Origin of the sequence: Micromonospora sp. ANENR4, assembly GCF_015354395.1 — a bacterium.
GTDB classification, from domain to species: Bacteria; Actinomycetota; Actinomycetes; order Mycobacteriales; family Micromonosporaceae; genus Micromonospora; species Micromonospora aurantiaca.
In genome coordinates this window covers 323,884-337,471 of record NZ_JADKYQ010000009.1, presented here as the reverse complement: position 1 = coordinate 337,471, position 13,588 = coordinate 323,884, and the positions used below count along the sequence as shown (strand labels likewise).

Sequence of the window (13,588 nt, the reverse complement as noted above, 5' to 3'; positions counted from 1 at the left end):
GTCCTCCGGTTGGGGCACGGTGGAGCAGATCACCGATCCTGAGTACTCGACGACGGCGTTCCTGAAGGGTCTGAAGCAGGTCGACGGTTGGCAGGACATGCCGCTGACCAAGGCCGCCCAGACCGTCCAGGTCTCCGCTTACCCGGACCACTACGCCCAGTGGGAGCAGCAGGCCGCCGACCTCGTCGCCGAGCACTGGAACAGCTAAGACCAAGAGCTGAAGGCCGGCACCCCAAGACGGGGGTGCCGGCCTTCACTCGCTTGCCGGGTGCGGCGCGATCTGACCCTGGCGCTGCCGGGCGGCGCAGAGTTCGGCCAGCTTCGCGTACGCGGGCGCGCCGATCAGCGCGGTCAGCTCCGGCCCGTACGAGACGTACATCGGCTCGGCGCCGACGTGCGCGTCGGTGGAGGACGTACACCACCAGTCGAGGTCGTGCCCGCCCGCGCCCCAGCCGCGCCTGTCGAACTCGGCCAGCGTGGAGATCAGCACCTTCGTGTTGTCCGGCCGCTTGTGCCACTCCTGGTCGCGGCGTACCGGCAACTGCCAGCAGACGTCCGGCTTGTACTCCAGCGGGTGCACCCCGTCGCGTAGCGCCTGGGCGTGCAGCGCGCAGCCGCCCCCACCGGCGAAGTCGGCGTCGTTGAGGAACACGCACGGGGCGTCCACGTCGCGGGTGGCGGTACGCCGGGCCGGCGTCTTGCCGTCGACTGTGTCGTTCTCGGTCCAGTTCTTGAACCCGCGCCGGAAGTGCTGCCACGTCTCCGGTGTCAGCCGCTTCACCGCGGCCCGGACGCGCTTCTCGTCGTCGGAGTCGGTGAAGAACGCGCCGTGCGAGCAGCACCCGTCGGCGGCCCGCCCGGCGATGATGCCGTGGCAGCCCTTGCCGAAGATGCACGTCCAGCTGGACAGCAGCCAGGTCAGGTCGGCGCGGACGACGTGCTTCGCGTCGGCCGGGTCGACGAACTCGATCCACTCCCGTGGGAAGTCCAGCCCGACCTCCCGGCTGCGCGGGTCCTCGGGGTCGTCCACCAGCACGTGAAGCTCGATCTGCCCTGTCACTCGGACCAGCGTACGCGCGGTGACCCCGCCCGGCCGCCGAGCCGACGAAACGTGTTGGCCCTAGGGTCTTCCCCATGCGACTGGGTGTCCTCGACGTCGGTTCCAACACTGTGCACCTGCTGGTGGTCGACGCCCACCACGGCGCGCATCCCTGGCCGGCGCACTCCGAGAAGGTGGTGCTGCGGCTGGCCGAGCAGATCGGGCCGGACGGCGCGCTCACCGACGGCGGCGCGGACGGCCTGGTCAAGGCGGTCGGCATGGCCCGGGCGGCGGCTGACGGGCTGGGCGCCGAGGATCTGCTGGCGTTCGCCACGAGCGCGGTCCGCGACGCCACGAACGCCGCCGACGTGCTGGCGCGCGTCCGCGACGAGACTGGCGTACGCCTGGAGGTGCTCTCCGGCGCGGACGAGGCGCGGATGACGTTCCTGGCGGTGCGGCGGTGGTTCGGCTGGTCCGCCGGGCGGCTGCTGGCGATGGACATCGGCGGTGGCTCGCTGGAGCTGGCCGCCGGCATCGACGAGCACCCGGACGTGGCGATCTCGCTGCCGCTCGGCGCGGGGCGGCTCAGCCGGGAGCGGCTCGCGGTGGATCCGGCCGGCACGGCGCCGCCGTCGGCCGAGGCCGTGGAGGAACTGCGGGAGTACGTGGACGCGCAGCTCGACCCGGTGGTGGAGCAGTTGACGGCGGTGGGCTGGGAGCGTCCGGTCGCCACCTCGAAGACGTTCCGCACGCTGGCCCGGCTGGCCGGCGCCGCGCCTTCGGGTGCGGGTCTGTGGGCGCGGCGCAGCCTGACCCGTACCGGGCTGCGGCAGGTGCTCGGGTTCATCAGGCACATCCCGCCGGCCCAGTTGCCCGAGCTGGAGGGGGTCAGCGCGCAGCGGGCGCATCAGCTCCTCGCGGGTGCGGTGGTGGCCGAGGCGGTGATGCGGCGCCTCGACGTGGACTGCGTGGACATCTGCCCGTGGGCGCTGCGGGAGGGGGTCATCCTGCGCCGGTTGGATCAGCTCGCGCCGATGTGACCGTACGAGCGCTCTGGGTTGCTTTGCGGTTGCTCGTCCCGATGCTCGCCGGCGGTTGGGGCTACCCTCGAAGGCGTGACTTACCGCGTTCCGGTGCTCCTGTCCACGTCCTCGGTCTTCCCCGAACGGACCGCGGCGGCGTTCCAGCTCGCCGCCGAGCTCGGCTACGACGGCATCGAGGTGATGGTCTGGACCGACCCGGTCAGCCAGGACGCGGGCGCGCTGCGCGGCCTCGCCGAGCACTACGGCGTCCCGGTGCTGTCGGTCCACGCCCCGTGCCTGCTCGTCACCCAGCGGGTGTGGAGCCCCGACCCGTGGGAGCGGCTGCGTAAGGCCGCCGAGCTGGCCGAGACGCTGGAGGCGCCCACTGTCGTGGTGCACCCGCCGTTCACCTGGCAGCGTGACTACGCGCGCACCTTCGCCGACGGGCTCGACACCATCGCCGGGCAGTTCGGCGGCCTGCACTTCGGGGTGGAGAACATGTACCCGGTGCGGATGGCGGGGCGGCAGTTCGTCCCGTACGCGCCGGGCTGGGATCCCACCGAGATCGGGTACGCCTCGTACACGCTCGACCTGTCGCACTGTGCGGCCTCGCACACCGACGCGATGGCGATGGCCGACCGGATGGGTTCCGGGCTGGCGCATGTGCACCTGGGCGACGGCACCGGCGAGGGGCGCGACGAGCACCTGGTGCCCGGTCGCGGCGGTCAGCCCTGCGCGGAGATGCTCCGCTCGCTGGCCGGGCGGGGGTTCACCGGTTCGGTGGCGGTGGAGGTGACCACCCGGGGCGCGAAGAGCCGCGCGGTCCGCGAGGCGGACCTGCGGGAGTCGCTGGAGTTCGCCCGGGCCAACCTGACCGCGCCCTCCCCGGTCGACGTCTGACCGGCACGGGCCACCCCGGCCGCTCGCACACGGGTGGGCGGCCGGAGCGCCGGAGGTCAGCTCACCGGGGACAGTGGCTGCGCCGGGACGGCCTGCTCGCCGACCGCGGCACGCTTGCGCGCCCGATGCGCCGCCACGTGGGAGCGGGTGGCGCAGCGCTCGGAGCAGAACCGGCGGCAGCAGTTGGACGAGGTGTCCAGGTAGACGTTGCCGCAGCGGTCGTCGGCGCAGACCCCGAAGCGGGCGCTGCCGTACTCGCACAGCCACACCGACAGGCCCCAGACCGCGCCGGCCAGGTATTCCGAGGAGACCGACGCGCCCCGGCTGGTCACGTGCATGTGCCAGTCCGAGGAGTCGTGGCCGGAGATGCGCGGCTGCACCGGGAACGCCTCCAGCAGCGCGTTCAACTCCGCCACCGCTTCGTTGTCCCGGCCCGAGGTGCCGTACTCGAAGACGTCCCGGAGGCGCTTCTGCGCCCGCCGGAAGATCGCCAGGTCCCGTTCCGCGACCTCGTCGCGCATCCAGCCCTGCTCGTCCGAGAAGACGGCCCGCAGGCCGTCCAGGTCGTCCAGCCGGGCGTTGACGAGCTCGACCCCGGTCCGGGCGTACGCGTCGAAGTTCACGACACCAACGGTAGACGACTCAGAGCGGACGCGGTGCGTCGATGTAGTGGGGCAGGAACCGCGCGTAACCGTCAGTGATGAGGCTCTCGCTCTCGCGCACGCCGGCGCCTGCTGACTCGCCGTCCACGATCCAGCTGCCGAGCACCGTCCGGTTGCCCTCGAACTCGGGCAACGCGCGGAACTCCTGGAAGCAGAAGCCCTCGTCGCCGTAGATCCCCGGGTTGGTGATCTCCGTGTCGCCAGTCACGATGCGTACCGAGCCGCCCTCGCGGCCGAGCAGCGGCTTGGCCACGTACTCGGTCATGCCGCGCGGCGAGTCCAGGTACGCGGGCAGCAGGTAGTCGTGCCCCGGGTACATCTCCCAGAGCACGGCGAGCAGCGCCTTGTTCGACAGCAGCAGCTTCCACGCCGGTTCGATCCAGGTGGTGGGGGTGCCCGGGTCGAGCGCAGGTCGCCCGTACGGCTCGGCCAGCATCCACTCCCAGGGGTAGAGCTTGAAGCAGGTGGTGATCGGCCGGTCGTCGGCGTCGACGAAGCGCCGCCCGTCCCAGCCGACCCGCTGGATCGGCATGAGCGTCACGTCCAGCCCGGCCTGGCGGGCCGTCTCGGCCAGGTAGCCGGCGGTGATCTGGTCCTCGCCCGATTCCTCCTCCTCGGACCACAGCACGTGCGCCCGCGGCTCGTGCAGCCCGGCGCCGATCTTGGCCCAGGCGCCGACCAGCCGTTCGTGCAGGCTGTTCCACTGGTCCGCCTCCGGACGGGTGTGCTCCAGCCAGTACCACTGCACGATGCTCGCCTCGACCAGCGCGGTCGGGGTGTCGGCGTTGTACTCCAGCATCTTCGGCGGTCCGCTGCCGTCGTACCAGAGGTCGAACCGGCCGTAGAGCGTCGGCGGGGACTCCCGCAGCGAACGGGCGACCGCCTCGGCGGCCCACTCGGGGATGCCGAACTCGGCGTACCGGCGGCGGGCCACCACGTGCTCGGCGGCGGCCACCGACATCCGGTGCAGTTCCTCCGTGGCCTCCTCCAGCCGGAGCACCTCGTCGAGCGTGAACGAGTACGCGGCCGTCTCGTCCCAGTACGACATGATCTCGCCGTCGGGCAGCTCGGTGTCCACGTACACCAGGCCCTGGGCCCGGATGGTCTCGTCCCAGCCGGGGCGCGGCGTGCTCGCCTCGCGGCGCACGTCAGCCGCCGCAGGAGGCGAGGTGGGTGCCGAACCCACCGCGCTCGGGCAGCGCGGCGGTCGGGGCCGGTTCGCCGCGCGTGGCGGTGGCCGGCGCGGGCACGAGCAGGGCGACCGCGACGGTGTCGCCGCCTCCGCCGGCCGGTCCGAGCGCGCAGTCGTCATCGTCGTCGTCGTAACCGTTGTTGCAGCCGGAGAGCGCGAGGGCCAGCGCGGTCAGCGCGCCGAGCTGCACGGAGGCCGAGCGGAGCCGGCGCCGGGGGTGTCGTCGATCCACGTGAACGTTGTAGCCGATCCCCGCCAGCCGGGGGTGCCCGGGCCGGGCCTGAGGACGGGAGCAGCGGGCCTCGGACGCACCCGGCGAGGGCCCGGTGGTGAGCGTTACGCTCGGCTCATGCTCCGTTCCGTCATCCTCGCCGCCTCCCGGTCTTCCCAGGTGGAGCGGCTCGTCGCGACGGCCCCGTTCACCCGGGACGTCGTCCGCCGGTTCGTCGCCGGCGCCGCCACCGACGACGCGCTGCGCGCCACCCGCGAGCTGGTCGCCGACGGCCAAGCGGTCACCCTCGACTACCTGGGCGAGGACACCACCACCCCGGAGCAGGCGAACGCCACCCGGGACGAATACCTCACGCTGCTGAGCCGCCTCGCCGCCGCCGGGCTCACCCCGGCCGCCGAGGTCAGCGTGAAGCTGTCCGCGCTGGGTCAGATGTTCGACGAGCAGCTCGCGTACGACAACGCGCGGGCGATCTGCGCGGCGGCCGACGCGGCGGGCACCACTGTCACGCTGGACATGGAGGACCACACCACCACCGACTCGACGCTGGACATCCTGGCGAAGCTCCGCAAGGACCACCCGTCGACCGGCGCGGTGCTCCAGGCGTATCTGCGGCGGACCGAGTCGGACTGCCGGGAGCTGGCGTCGGCGGGGTCGCGAGTGCGGCTGTGCAAGGGCGCGTACAAGGAGCCGGAGTCGGTGGCGTACCAGTCCGCCCGCGAGGTGGACAAGTCGTACGTGCGCTGCATGAACGTGCTGATGTCCGGCGACGGCTACCCGATGCTCGCCACGCACGACCCGCGGCTGATCGCGATCGGCGAGGACCGGGCGCGCTGGTTCGACCGCGACCCGGGCCGGTTCGAGTTCCAGATGCTCTACGGCATCCGCCCGGAGGAGCAGCAGCGCCTGGTCGGCGAGGGCTACACGGTGCGGACGTACGTCCCCTACGGCGACCAGTGGTACGGCTACCTGATGCGCCGGCTCGCCGAGCGCCCGGCCAACCTGGCGTTCTTCGGCCGCGCGGTGCTGTCGAAGAAGTGAGTCAGTCGTTCGACCAGGCCCGGGTGCACAGCACGAGGCGGTAGCCGTCCGGGTCGGCGAGCGTGACACCCCACCTGTCCCAGTACGGGCCGGCGGAGACCCTGGTCCCGCCGGCCCGTTCCAGTCTCGGGACCAGTTCTTCGTCGGCGGGGCCGTCGAGGTAGAGCACGAACAAATCCTCCCCGGTGGGGCGCGGCTCGACCGTGAGCGTCGGACCACCGACCAGCTCCAGGTGCCAGCCGGCCCCGGGGAGGCCGAGCATCACCAGGTCGTGCTCGTCCGCGTGACCGCCCTCGCTCCGGTAGAGCACGTCCAGGCCCAGCCCCTGCGTCCAGAACCGTTCGGTGGCGGCGAGGTCGCGGCTCGGGCGGGCGAGGCGTACGTGGGTGTCGGCGGTGATCGGCATGCCGGGATCGTGCGACCTCACCTCGGGTTGAGGTCAAGCTTGACGAGTTTGGCTAATGGCATTAGCTTTTTGGCTATGACAGTTAGCCGACTGGCGCGGGACGGCGGCACGATCGCGTACGAGGTGCACGGGTCGGGACCGCTCGTGGTCCTCGCGCACGGCATGGGGGAGAACCGGGCCGCCTTCCGGCACCTGACGCCCCGGCTGATCACGGCCGGCTACCGGGTCGCCTCGGTCGACGTACGCGGGCACGGCGACTCCAGCCCGCACTGGCCCACGTACGCCCCCGAGCACGTCGGCGGCGACCTGCTCGCCGTGGTGCGGGCGCTCGGCGGGGAGCCCGCCACCCTGGTCGGCAGCTCGTCCAGCGCCGCCGCGGTCGTCTTCGCCGCCGCCGAGGCGCCAGACCTGGTCAGCGGCATCGTGCAGGTCAGCCCATTCGTCGGCACCCCGAAGCCGAACCCGCTGATGCGTGTGGCGCAGGCGGCGGTGCTGCGCAGCCCTCGGCTGTTCGGGCTGTTCCACCGCACGCTGTTCCCGTGCGGGCGGCCGGCGGACGACGCCGCGTACCGCAAGGAGCTGGTCGCCAAGCTGCGCGGGCGGATGGCCGCGGTGCGCGGCGTGATCGCACCGGTGGACCCGCACTGGACCGCCCGCGCGCCCGAGGTGCGCCGGCCGGTGCTGGTGCTGATGGGTACGAAGGACCCGGACTTCCCCGACCCGGGCGCCGAGGCGCGGGCCGCACGCCGGCTGTTCGCCGTGGCCGAGGCCCGGATGGTCGCCGACTCCGGCCACTACCCGCACGCCGACCAGCCCGACGCCACCGCCGCCGACCTGGTCGAGTTCCTGGCGGTGACCGCAGGTGCCTAGGGCCGGGCTGACCCCGGCGACTGTCGTGCGGGAGGCCGCCGCGCTCGCCGACGAGGTCGGCTACGAGAAGCTGACGCTGGCCGCGCTCGCCGCCCGGCTCGGCGTCGCGCTGCCGAGCCTCTACAAGCACGTCCGGGGCGCGGACGCGCTGCACCAGAGGCTCGCCGTGCTCGCCACCGCCGAGATCGCCGACGTGCTCACGGCCGCCGCCGCGGGTCGCTCCGGCGACGACGCGCTGCGCGCCGTCGCCGCCGCCTACCGGGAGTACGCGCGGCAGCACCCCGGCCGCTACCCGGCCGCCCAGCGGGCGCCCGACCCGGCCGACCCCGAGCATCTGGCCGCCGGGCAGCGCGCGGTCGGCGCGGTCCGGGCCATCCTGCTCGGGTACGGCCTCGACGGCGACGCCGCGACCGACGCCATCCGGATGTTCCGGGCCGCCGTGCACGGCTTCGTCGCCCTGGAGGCGGCCGGCGGATTCGGGCTGCCCCGCGACACCGACCGTTCCTTCGGCGAGATGATCGCGGGCCTGGACCGCGCCTACCGTTCCTGGAGGGACCGATGACCGCGGTGCTGCTCGGCGTGATCTTCCTGCTGGAGCTGGCCCTGCTGGGCTCGGCCGGCTACTGGGGCTTCACGCTCGACGTCGGCTGGCCGCTGCGCCTGCTGGCCGGACTCGGCGCCCCGCTGGTGATCGCCGTGGTGTGGGGACTGTTCTGCTCGCCGCGTGCCGCAGTGACGCTGCCCGACCCGGCCAAGCTCGCCGTCCAGGCCGCCTGCTTCCTCACCGGCGGCGTCCTGCTCGCCCTGGCCGGCCACGCCGCCCCCGGACTGGCCCTGGTGACCCTGTGGGCAGCCGACAAGGCCGCGTTGACGCTGACCGGCACCCCCATCTGAGAGATCTTGGAAGGATTCGGCCCCTCTGGGGGCACTTTCCTTCCAAGATCTCGGGGCGCGGCGGAACAGCGACGGGACTCTTTCCCGGAACGCCCGATTGGTCGTACCCTTCGCCGGTGACCGACGGCGACGAGCAGCCTCCCGGCCGGACGGCGGACAGCGACGAGCCTCGTACCGCCGTCACTCCGGGCGGTGCCCCCGTTGCCGACGTGGACGCCGCCGACGCAGACCCGCCGTCGGCGGACCACGCCGACGCCGCACCCCGGCCCGCCGTCGCCGCTCCGGCCGGCGACGGCGAACCCGCACCCGTGCCGAGCGAGAACGCCGACGGCGCGGCCGATGCCGGCGAACCGGCAGCGGACGCCGGCCCGCCGCCGCACCCGGCCGGGGCGATCGAGGCGGACACGGACCCACCCTCCCGCCCAGCCGGGGCCGTTGATGCAGACGCGGACCCGCCGCCACATCCCGTCGCGCCCTCGGTCGCGGACACGAGTCCGTCGCCGCGCCCCGTCGCGGGCACGAGTCAATCGCCGCACCTCCTGGCGGTTGCGGCGCCGTACCCCGTACCGCTGGCGCAGCCGGACCCGGCGCGGACGCGGGCGGTGCGGACACGGCGGCGGTGGCCGCTCTGGACCGCGCTCGGACTCGCGCTCGGCCTGGTGGCGGGCGCGGTGCCCGGCGTACTCCTCCGAGGGTCGGCGCCGGACGCGGCCGGGCGGTCGGCCGCGAAGGACGACCCGGGCACGGCGGCGCAGCGGCGGCTCGGCAAACGGATGCTCGCGCTGCTGGACCGGCAGGCCACCGCGCTGGTCGGCGCGGACCGGGCCGGCTTCCTCGCGGTCGCCGAGCCGGCGGCCCGGCCCGCGCTGAGCCGCCGGTACGCGGCGCTGCGGGCGCTGCGGGTCACCGTGTGGCGGCCGGCGGCCGACGGGGTGCCGGAGGCTGTCGAGGGGCGGCCGGGGGAGTGGCGACAGACGGTGACCGTGGGCTACTGCTTCGTGGTGCCGGACTGCGCGCCGAGCACTGTGGAGCTGGGCGCGCGCTGGCGGCTGGCGGGGGAGGAACCCCGGCTGACCGCGCTGGAACCGTCCGAGGCGGACCCGGCCGGGGTGCGGCCGTGGCAGGCGAACGACCTGGCCGTGACGGTCGGCAAGCGGGTCGTGGTGGCCACCACGGCGGCCCAGCGGCGCAAGCTGCCCGGCCTGCTCGCCCAGGCGGAGACCGCGGCCCGGGCCGCGGACCGGTACGCGATCGGCGGCCGGCCGCCGGACCGGTACGTCGTCTACTACGCCGGGAAGGGCGAGTGGCAGCGCTGGTACGGCGGCGGGCGGCCGAAGTGGACAGCCGGCTACGCGGTGGGTGTCGGCGGTGGGCGTCACGACGTCGTGCTGAACGCCCAGATCGTCACCCCGGCCGGCCTCGACGACCTGCTCCGGCACGAGCTGACCCACGCCGCCTCGCTCCCCGACCGCGGTTACGCCGACCGCGCGGACTGGTGGCTGGTGGAGGGGCTGGCCGAGTACGCCGGTGCCGACGGCCAGCCGGTGCACCGTTACGACGGCCTGACCGAGGTGCGGGACCTGCTGCGCGGCGGGTGGTCCGGGCGGCTGGACGAGGTGGCGCCGGCCGACGACGCGAGCGACGACCGGGTCGGCGGCGCGTACGGCGTCGGCTACCTGGCCGTACGCCATCTGGTCGACAGGTACGGCGAGCAGCGGATGCTGGACTTCTACCGGGCCGTGGTGCACCAGGGCCGGACCCCGGAGCAGGCCGCCGACGAGGTGTTCGGCGACCAGTGGTCGATGCTGCACGACGACTGCGTGGCCTACGTGCGGGCCGTCGTCGGCTGAACGTCGACACCTGTCGACGGGTCGTAGCATGGGCCGGGTGGCCCGCACTCCCTCGCCGCGGCTGCCCGCGGCCCGCCGCTTCCGTCTCGTCACCGCTGTGCTCGCCGTCGTCGCGCTGACCGGCACGACCGCAGCGTCCTGCGGCGACGACGCCCCGGCGGTGACAGTCGCCGAGGTGGGCCGCGCGCCGGTGAGCGAGGTGATCGACGCCCCGGCCACCGTCACCGCGCGGGCCGCCGCCACGCTCACCGCACCCGCCGACGGCACGCTCGCCCGCCTGCGGGTCCAGCCGGGCCAGCGGGTGACCCGGGGGCAGGTACTCGCGGTGATCGACTCGCCGTCGGCCCGGGACCGCCTGGCGAAGGCGCGGGACGCGTTGCGCGCGGCTGAGCGGGCCGGGCGGGGCACCGGCACCGGCGACCTGGGCGGCAGCCGGCGCGGCACGGACCGGGCCGCCGACGAGGCGTTCGCCGCCGCCCGCGCCGCCGCCGGCAAGGTCGGCGACCCGCGGGTACGCGCCGCGCTGCTGCTCCAGGTCTCCTCGGCGCAGCGGCAGTACGAGTCGGCCGCTCGCGCCGCCGACCGGGCCGTGGCCCAGGTGCAGCGCGGCGTCGCCGGCCTGAACAGCGCCGTCGGCGCGCTGTCGGCCGCGCAACGACTCCAGGCCCAGCAGGCGTACGACCTGGCGAAGGCGACTGTGGACGCGTTGACGTTGCGCGCGCCGATCGCCGGTGTGGTGCAGCCGGGCGGCACCCGGTCGCCGGCACCGGCCGACCTGGCCGGGCTGCTGGGTGCGGCGGGTGGCGCGGGGGTGCCCGGTCTCGACCCGTCGGCGCTGGGCGGTGGCGGGCAGGGCGGTCCGCCGCCGGGGGTGGACGACGCGATCCCGGCCGGTGGCCGGGTCACCGCCGGCACGCCGGTGCTCACCGTGGTGGACGTCGGCCGGCTCGGCCTGCTCGCCGAGGTGGACGAGACCGACGTGCTGCTGGTCCGGGCCGGGGTGCCCGCGTCGGTCGAGCTGGATGCGGTGACCGGCGCGACGTACGACGCCACGGTGCGGTCGGTGGACGTGCTGCCGACCAGCTCGGCGCGGGGTGGCGTCACCTACCGGGTCCGGCTCGACCTGGGCGCCGGCCGCCTCGGTGAGGCCGAGGCCGCTCCGGCGCCCCGCCCCGGCATGAACGCCGTCGTGCGGCTGCGGGTGCGGGAGGCAGCCGACGCGGTGGCGGTGCCGGCGTCGGCGGTGTTCTCCACCGACGGGCGGGACGCGGTCTGGGTGCTGCGCGACGGCCGGGCCGACCGGGTGCCGGTGACGGTGGGCGTGCAGGGGCAGGACCTGGTGCAGATCGTCGACGGCGTACGGGCCGGTGACCGGGTGGTGGTGCGCGGCGCCGACCAGGTGCGCGACGGCCAGGAACTGCGGTGACCGTACCGGCGGTCGAGGCGGTCGACGTCTGGCGCACGTACGAGCTGGACGGGGTCTCGGTGTCCGCGCTGCGCGGGGTGTCGCTCACCATCGACCAGGGCGAGTACGTGGCGGTGATCGGCCCGTCCGGCTCCGGCAAGTCGACGCTGATGCACCTGCTCGGCGGGCTGGACCGGCCCAGCGGCGGTCGGCTGGTGATCGGCGGGCGGGACGTGACCACGCTCACCGCGCCGGAGCTGGCGACGCTGCGCAACGAGACGATCGGCTTCGTGTTCCAGGCGTTCCACCTGCTGGCCCGTACGTCGGCTGTGGACAATGTGGCGTTGCCGCTCGTCTACCGGGGTGTCGGGGCGCGGCAGCGGCGGGAGCGGGCGGCGGCGATGCTGGGCCGGGTCGGGCTCGGCCATCGGCTGCACCACCGGCCCAACCAGCTCTCCGGCGGCGAGCAGCAGCGGGTGGCGATCGCCCGGGCGCTTGTCACCGAACCGGCGGTGCTGCTCGCCGACGAGCCGACCGGCAACCTGGACAGTGCCACCGGCGAGGCGGTGCTGGAGCTGCTGGAACAGCTGAACGCCGAGTCGGGCGTGGCGCTGGTGATGGTGACCCACGACCAGGAGGTGGCCGCCCGGGCACACCGGCGCATCGCGGTACGGGACGGGCTCATCCGGTCCGACAGCCTTCATGATCGACCGCCGTCGGACGGTTCCGGCGTACCTGCGACACTGGACCCCGCTCCCAGCGCGGAGCCCCGGTCCGCGTCCGGAAGCGGCCCGGGGCACCCGCCCGGTGGCCCCGGTGGCGCCACCGGGGCCACCGGGCGCCTTCCGCAAGGTTGGGGCGACGCCGGATGAGGCTGGCCGAGGCGTGGCGGGTGGCGTCGGACGCGCTGCGGGCCAACCGGATGCGCAGCCTGCTGACCATGCTCGGGGTGATCATCGGGGTGGCCTCGGTGGTGATCCTGGTGGCCATCGGCACCGGCACGAAACAGCAGGTCGAGCAGCAGGTCGAAGGGCTCGGCTCGAACCTGCTGCTGGTGGTGCCGGGCCGGATCGAGGTGGGCACCGCGCCGGTGGTCTCGCCGCTGGACCTCAGCGACGCCGACGCCGTCTCCCGGGTGGTCGGCGACCCCGGCCGGGTCGCCGTCACGGTGGCCTCCGGCGCGACCGCCCGGGCCGGCAACCGGTCCGACTTCACCACCGTGCAGGGCGTCCTGGAGACCACCCCGTCGGTGTTCACCAGGTCGCTGTCGCGGGGCCGCTACCTCACCGGGGCGGACGTGGACACCAGCCGCCGGGTGGCGGTGCTCGGCGACTCGGTGGCCCGGGCGCTCTTCCCCGACCGGGATCCGCTCGGCCAGCAGGTGACGCTGGCCGGGGTCCGGTTCCGGGTGATCGGCGTGTTCGCCCCGCTCGGGCAGAGCCTCGGCGTGGACCGGGACGACGAGGTGCACGTACCGGTGACGGCGGCGCAACGGCTCTGGGGCACCCAGCGCATCGACGGCATCGCGGTGAAGGCGCCGGACCGGGAGCGGATCGACGAACTCGGTGACCGGATCGTCGAGGAGTTGTCCCGCCGGCACCCGGACACCGAGTTCAGCGCCGTCACCCAGCGGCAGATCCTCGGCGTGCTCGGCGACATCCTGGGCGTGCTGACCGGCGTGCTGGCCGCCATCGCGGGCATCTCGCTGCTGGTCGGCGGCGTCGGTGTCTCCAACATCATGCTGGTCTCGGTACGCGAGCGGACCCGCGAGATCGGCCTGCGCAAGGCGGTCGGCGCCCGCCCCCGCGACATCGGCGTGCAGTTCCTGCTGGAGGCGGTGCTGCTCACCTCGGTGGGCGGCCTGACCGGGATGGCGCTGGGCGTGGGCACCGCGCTGCTCGTGGACGCGTTCTCGCCGATCCCGGCGGCGATCACCTGGTGGTCGCTGGCGCTGGCGTTCGGCGTCTCCGCGGCGGTCGGCATCGTCTTCGGCGTGGTGCCGGCGCAGCGGGCCGGACGGCTCGACCCGGTGGTGGCGCTGCGCGCCGAGTAGCCGGATCGGACGAGACACCCGTCCG

General features: G+C 74.3%; 15 protein-coding genes and 1 pseudogene. 11 read left to right on the top strand and 5 right to left on the bottom strand.

Annotation, left to right across the window (positions count from 1 at the left end):
- Positions 1 to 208 (top strand): annotated as a pseudogene (locus tag IRY44_RS18435) (hypothetical protein); the annotation flags it as partial.
- 45 nt (positions 209 to 253) lie between these two features.
- On the opposite strand, the gene IRY44_RS18430 reads toward IRY44_RS18435, so the two are convergent.
- Positions 254 to 1,060: a hypothetical protein gene (locus IRY44_RS18430; protein ID WP_194801531.1), complete on the bottom strand. Its 807-nt coding sequence runs from the start codon at positions 1,058 to 1,060 to the stop codon at positions 254 to 256.
- Between the two features lie 74 nt (positions 1,061 to 1,134).
- Between IRY44_RS18430 and IRY44_RS18425 the strand changes: the two genes are divergently transcribed.
- The gene (locus tag IRY44_RS18425; protein WP_194801530.1) at positions 1,135 to 2,079 is read left to right on the top strand and encodes a Ppx/GppA phosphatase family protein; all 945 of its coding nucleotides are present in this window, start codon (positions 1,135 to 1,137) and stop codon (positions 2,077 to 2,079) included.
- Positions 2,080 to 2,154: 75 nt separating this feature from the next.
- Positions 2,155 to 2,961 (top strand): sugar phosphate isomerase/epimerase, encoded by an 807-nt coding sequence (locus tag IRY44_RS18420; RefSeq protein WP_013288771.1) that lies wholly within the window; start codon positions 2,155 to 2,157, stop codon positions 2,959 to 2,961.
- A 56-nt stretch (positions 2,962 to 3,017) separates the two neighbouring features.
- Here IRY44_RS18420 and IRY44_RS18415 read toward each other — a convergent pair whose 3' ends face one another.
- The 3 genes from IRY44_RS18415 to IRY44_RS18405 are packed head-to-tail and all read right to left on the bottom strand — an operon-like array spanning position 3,018 to position 5,047.
- Positions 3,018 to 3,584 (bottom strand): CGNR zinc finger domain-containing protein, encoded by a 567-nt coding sequence (locus IRY44_RS18415; RefSeq protein ID WP_018787720.1) that lies wholly within the window; start codon positions 3,582 to 3,584, stop codon positions 3,018 to 3,020.
- A 19-nt stretch (positions 3,585 to 3,603) separates the two neighbouring features.
- Complete coding sequence (locus IRY44_RS18410; RefSeq protein ID WP_194801529.1) at positions 3,604 to 4,770, bottom strand: glutathionylspermidine synthase family protein; 1,167 nt, start codon at positions 4,768 to 4,770, stop codon at positions 3,604 to 3,606.
- Position 4,771: 1 nt separating this feature from the next.
- The gene (locus tag IRY44_RS18405) at positions 4,772 to 5,047 is read right to left on the bottom strand and encodes a hypothetical protein (RefSeq protein WP_269697715.1); all 276 of its coding nucleotides are present in this window, start codon (positions 5,045 to 5,047) and stop codon (positions 4,772 to 4,774) included.
- Between the two features lie 117 nt (positions 5,048 to 5,164).
- Between IRY44_RS18405 and IRY44_RS18400 the strand changes: the two genes are divergently transcribed.
- Entirely contained in the window at positions 5,165 to 6,085 is a 921-nt protein-coding gene (locus tag IRY44_RS18400; RefSeq protein ID WP_030502864.1) for a proline dehydrogenase family protein, read from the top strand.
- Between the two features lies 1 nt (position 6,086).
- Here IRY44_RS18400 and IRY44_RS18395 read toward each other — a convergent pair whose 3' ends face one another.
- Positions 6,087 to 6,491, bottom strand: a complete 405-nt coding sequence (locus IRY44_RS18395) for a VOC family protein (RefSeq protein WP_194801528.1) — start codon at positions 6,489 to 6,491, stop codon at positions 6,087 to 6,089.
- Positions 6,492 to 6,566: 75 nt separating this feature from the next.
- Here IRY44_RS18395 and IRY44_RS18390 point away from each other — a divergent pair, with 75 nt between their 5' ends.
- From IRY44_RS18390 to IRY44_RS18360, 7 genes are all read left to right on the top strand, one after another.
- Entirely contained in the window at positions 6,567 to 7,361 is a 795-nt protein-coding gene (locus IRY44_RS18390) for an alpha/beta fold hydrolase (protein ID WP_194801527.1), read from the top strand.
- The gene (locus tag IRY44_RS18385; protein ID WP_194801526.1) at positions 7,354 to 7,923 is read left to right on the top strand and encodes a TetR/AcrR family transcriptional regulator; all 570 of its coding nucleotides are present in this window, start codon (positions 7,354 to 7,356) and stop codon (positions 7,921 to 7,923) included. The genes IRY44_RS18390 and IRY44_RS18385 overlap by 8 nt, the downstream gene beginning before the upstream one ends.
- Positions 7,920 to 8,255, top strand: coding sequence for a YrdB family protein (locus IRY44_RS18380; protein ID WP_194801525.1), 336 nt, complete (start codon positions 7,920 to 7,922; stop codon positions 8,253 to 8,255). The genes IRY44_RS18385 and IRY44_RS18380 overlap by 4 nt, the downstream gene beginning before the upstream one ends.
- Positions 8,256 to 8,371: 116 nt before the next feature.
- Positions 8,372 to 10,105: a hypothetical protein gene (locus tag IRY44_RS18375; RefSeq protein ID WP_228532311.1), complete on the top strand. Its 1,734-nt coding sequence runs from the start codon at positions 8,372 to 8,374 to the stop codon at positions 10,103 to 10,105.
- Between the two features lie 28 nt (positions 10,106 to 10,133).
- Positions 10,134 to 11,531 (top strand): efflux RND transporter periplasmic adaptor subunit, encoded by a 1,398-nt coding sequence (locus IRY44_RS18370; protein ID WP_194801524.1) that lies wholly within the window; start codon positions 10,134 to 10,136, stop codon positions 11,529 to 11,531.
- The gene (locus IRY44_RS18365; protein WP_194801523.1) at positions 11,528 to 12,382 is read left to right on the top strand and encodes an ABC transporter ATP-binding protein; all 855 of its coding nucleotides are present in this window, start codon (positions 11,528 to 11,530) and stop codon (positions 12,380 to 12,382) included. The genes IRY44_RS18370 and IRY44_RS18365 overlap by 4 nt, the downstream gene beginning before the upstream one ends.
- Positions 12,379 to 13,563 carry an ABC transporter permease gene (locus tag IRY44_RS18360; RefSeq protein ID WP_194801522.1) on the top strand — a complete coding sequence of 395 codons (1,185 nt, stop codon included), beginning with the start codon at positions 12,379 to 12,381 and terminating at the stop codon, positions 13,561 to 13,563. The genes IRY44_RS18365 and IRY44_RS18360 overlap by 4 nt, the downstream gene beginning before the upstream one ends.
- Positions 13,564 to 13,588: the final 25 nt, after the last annotated feature.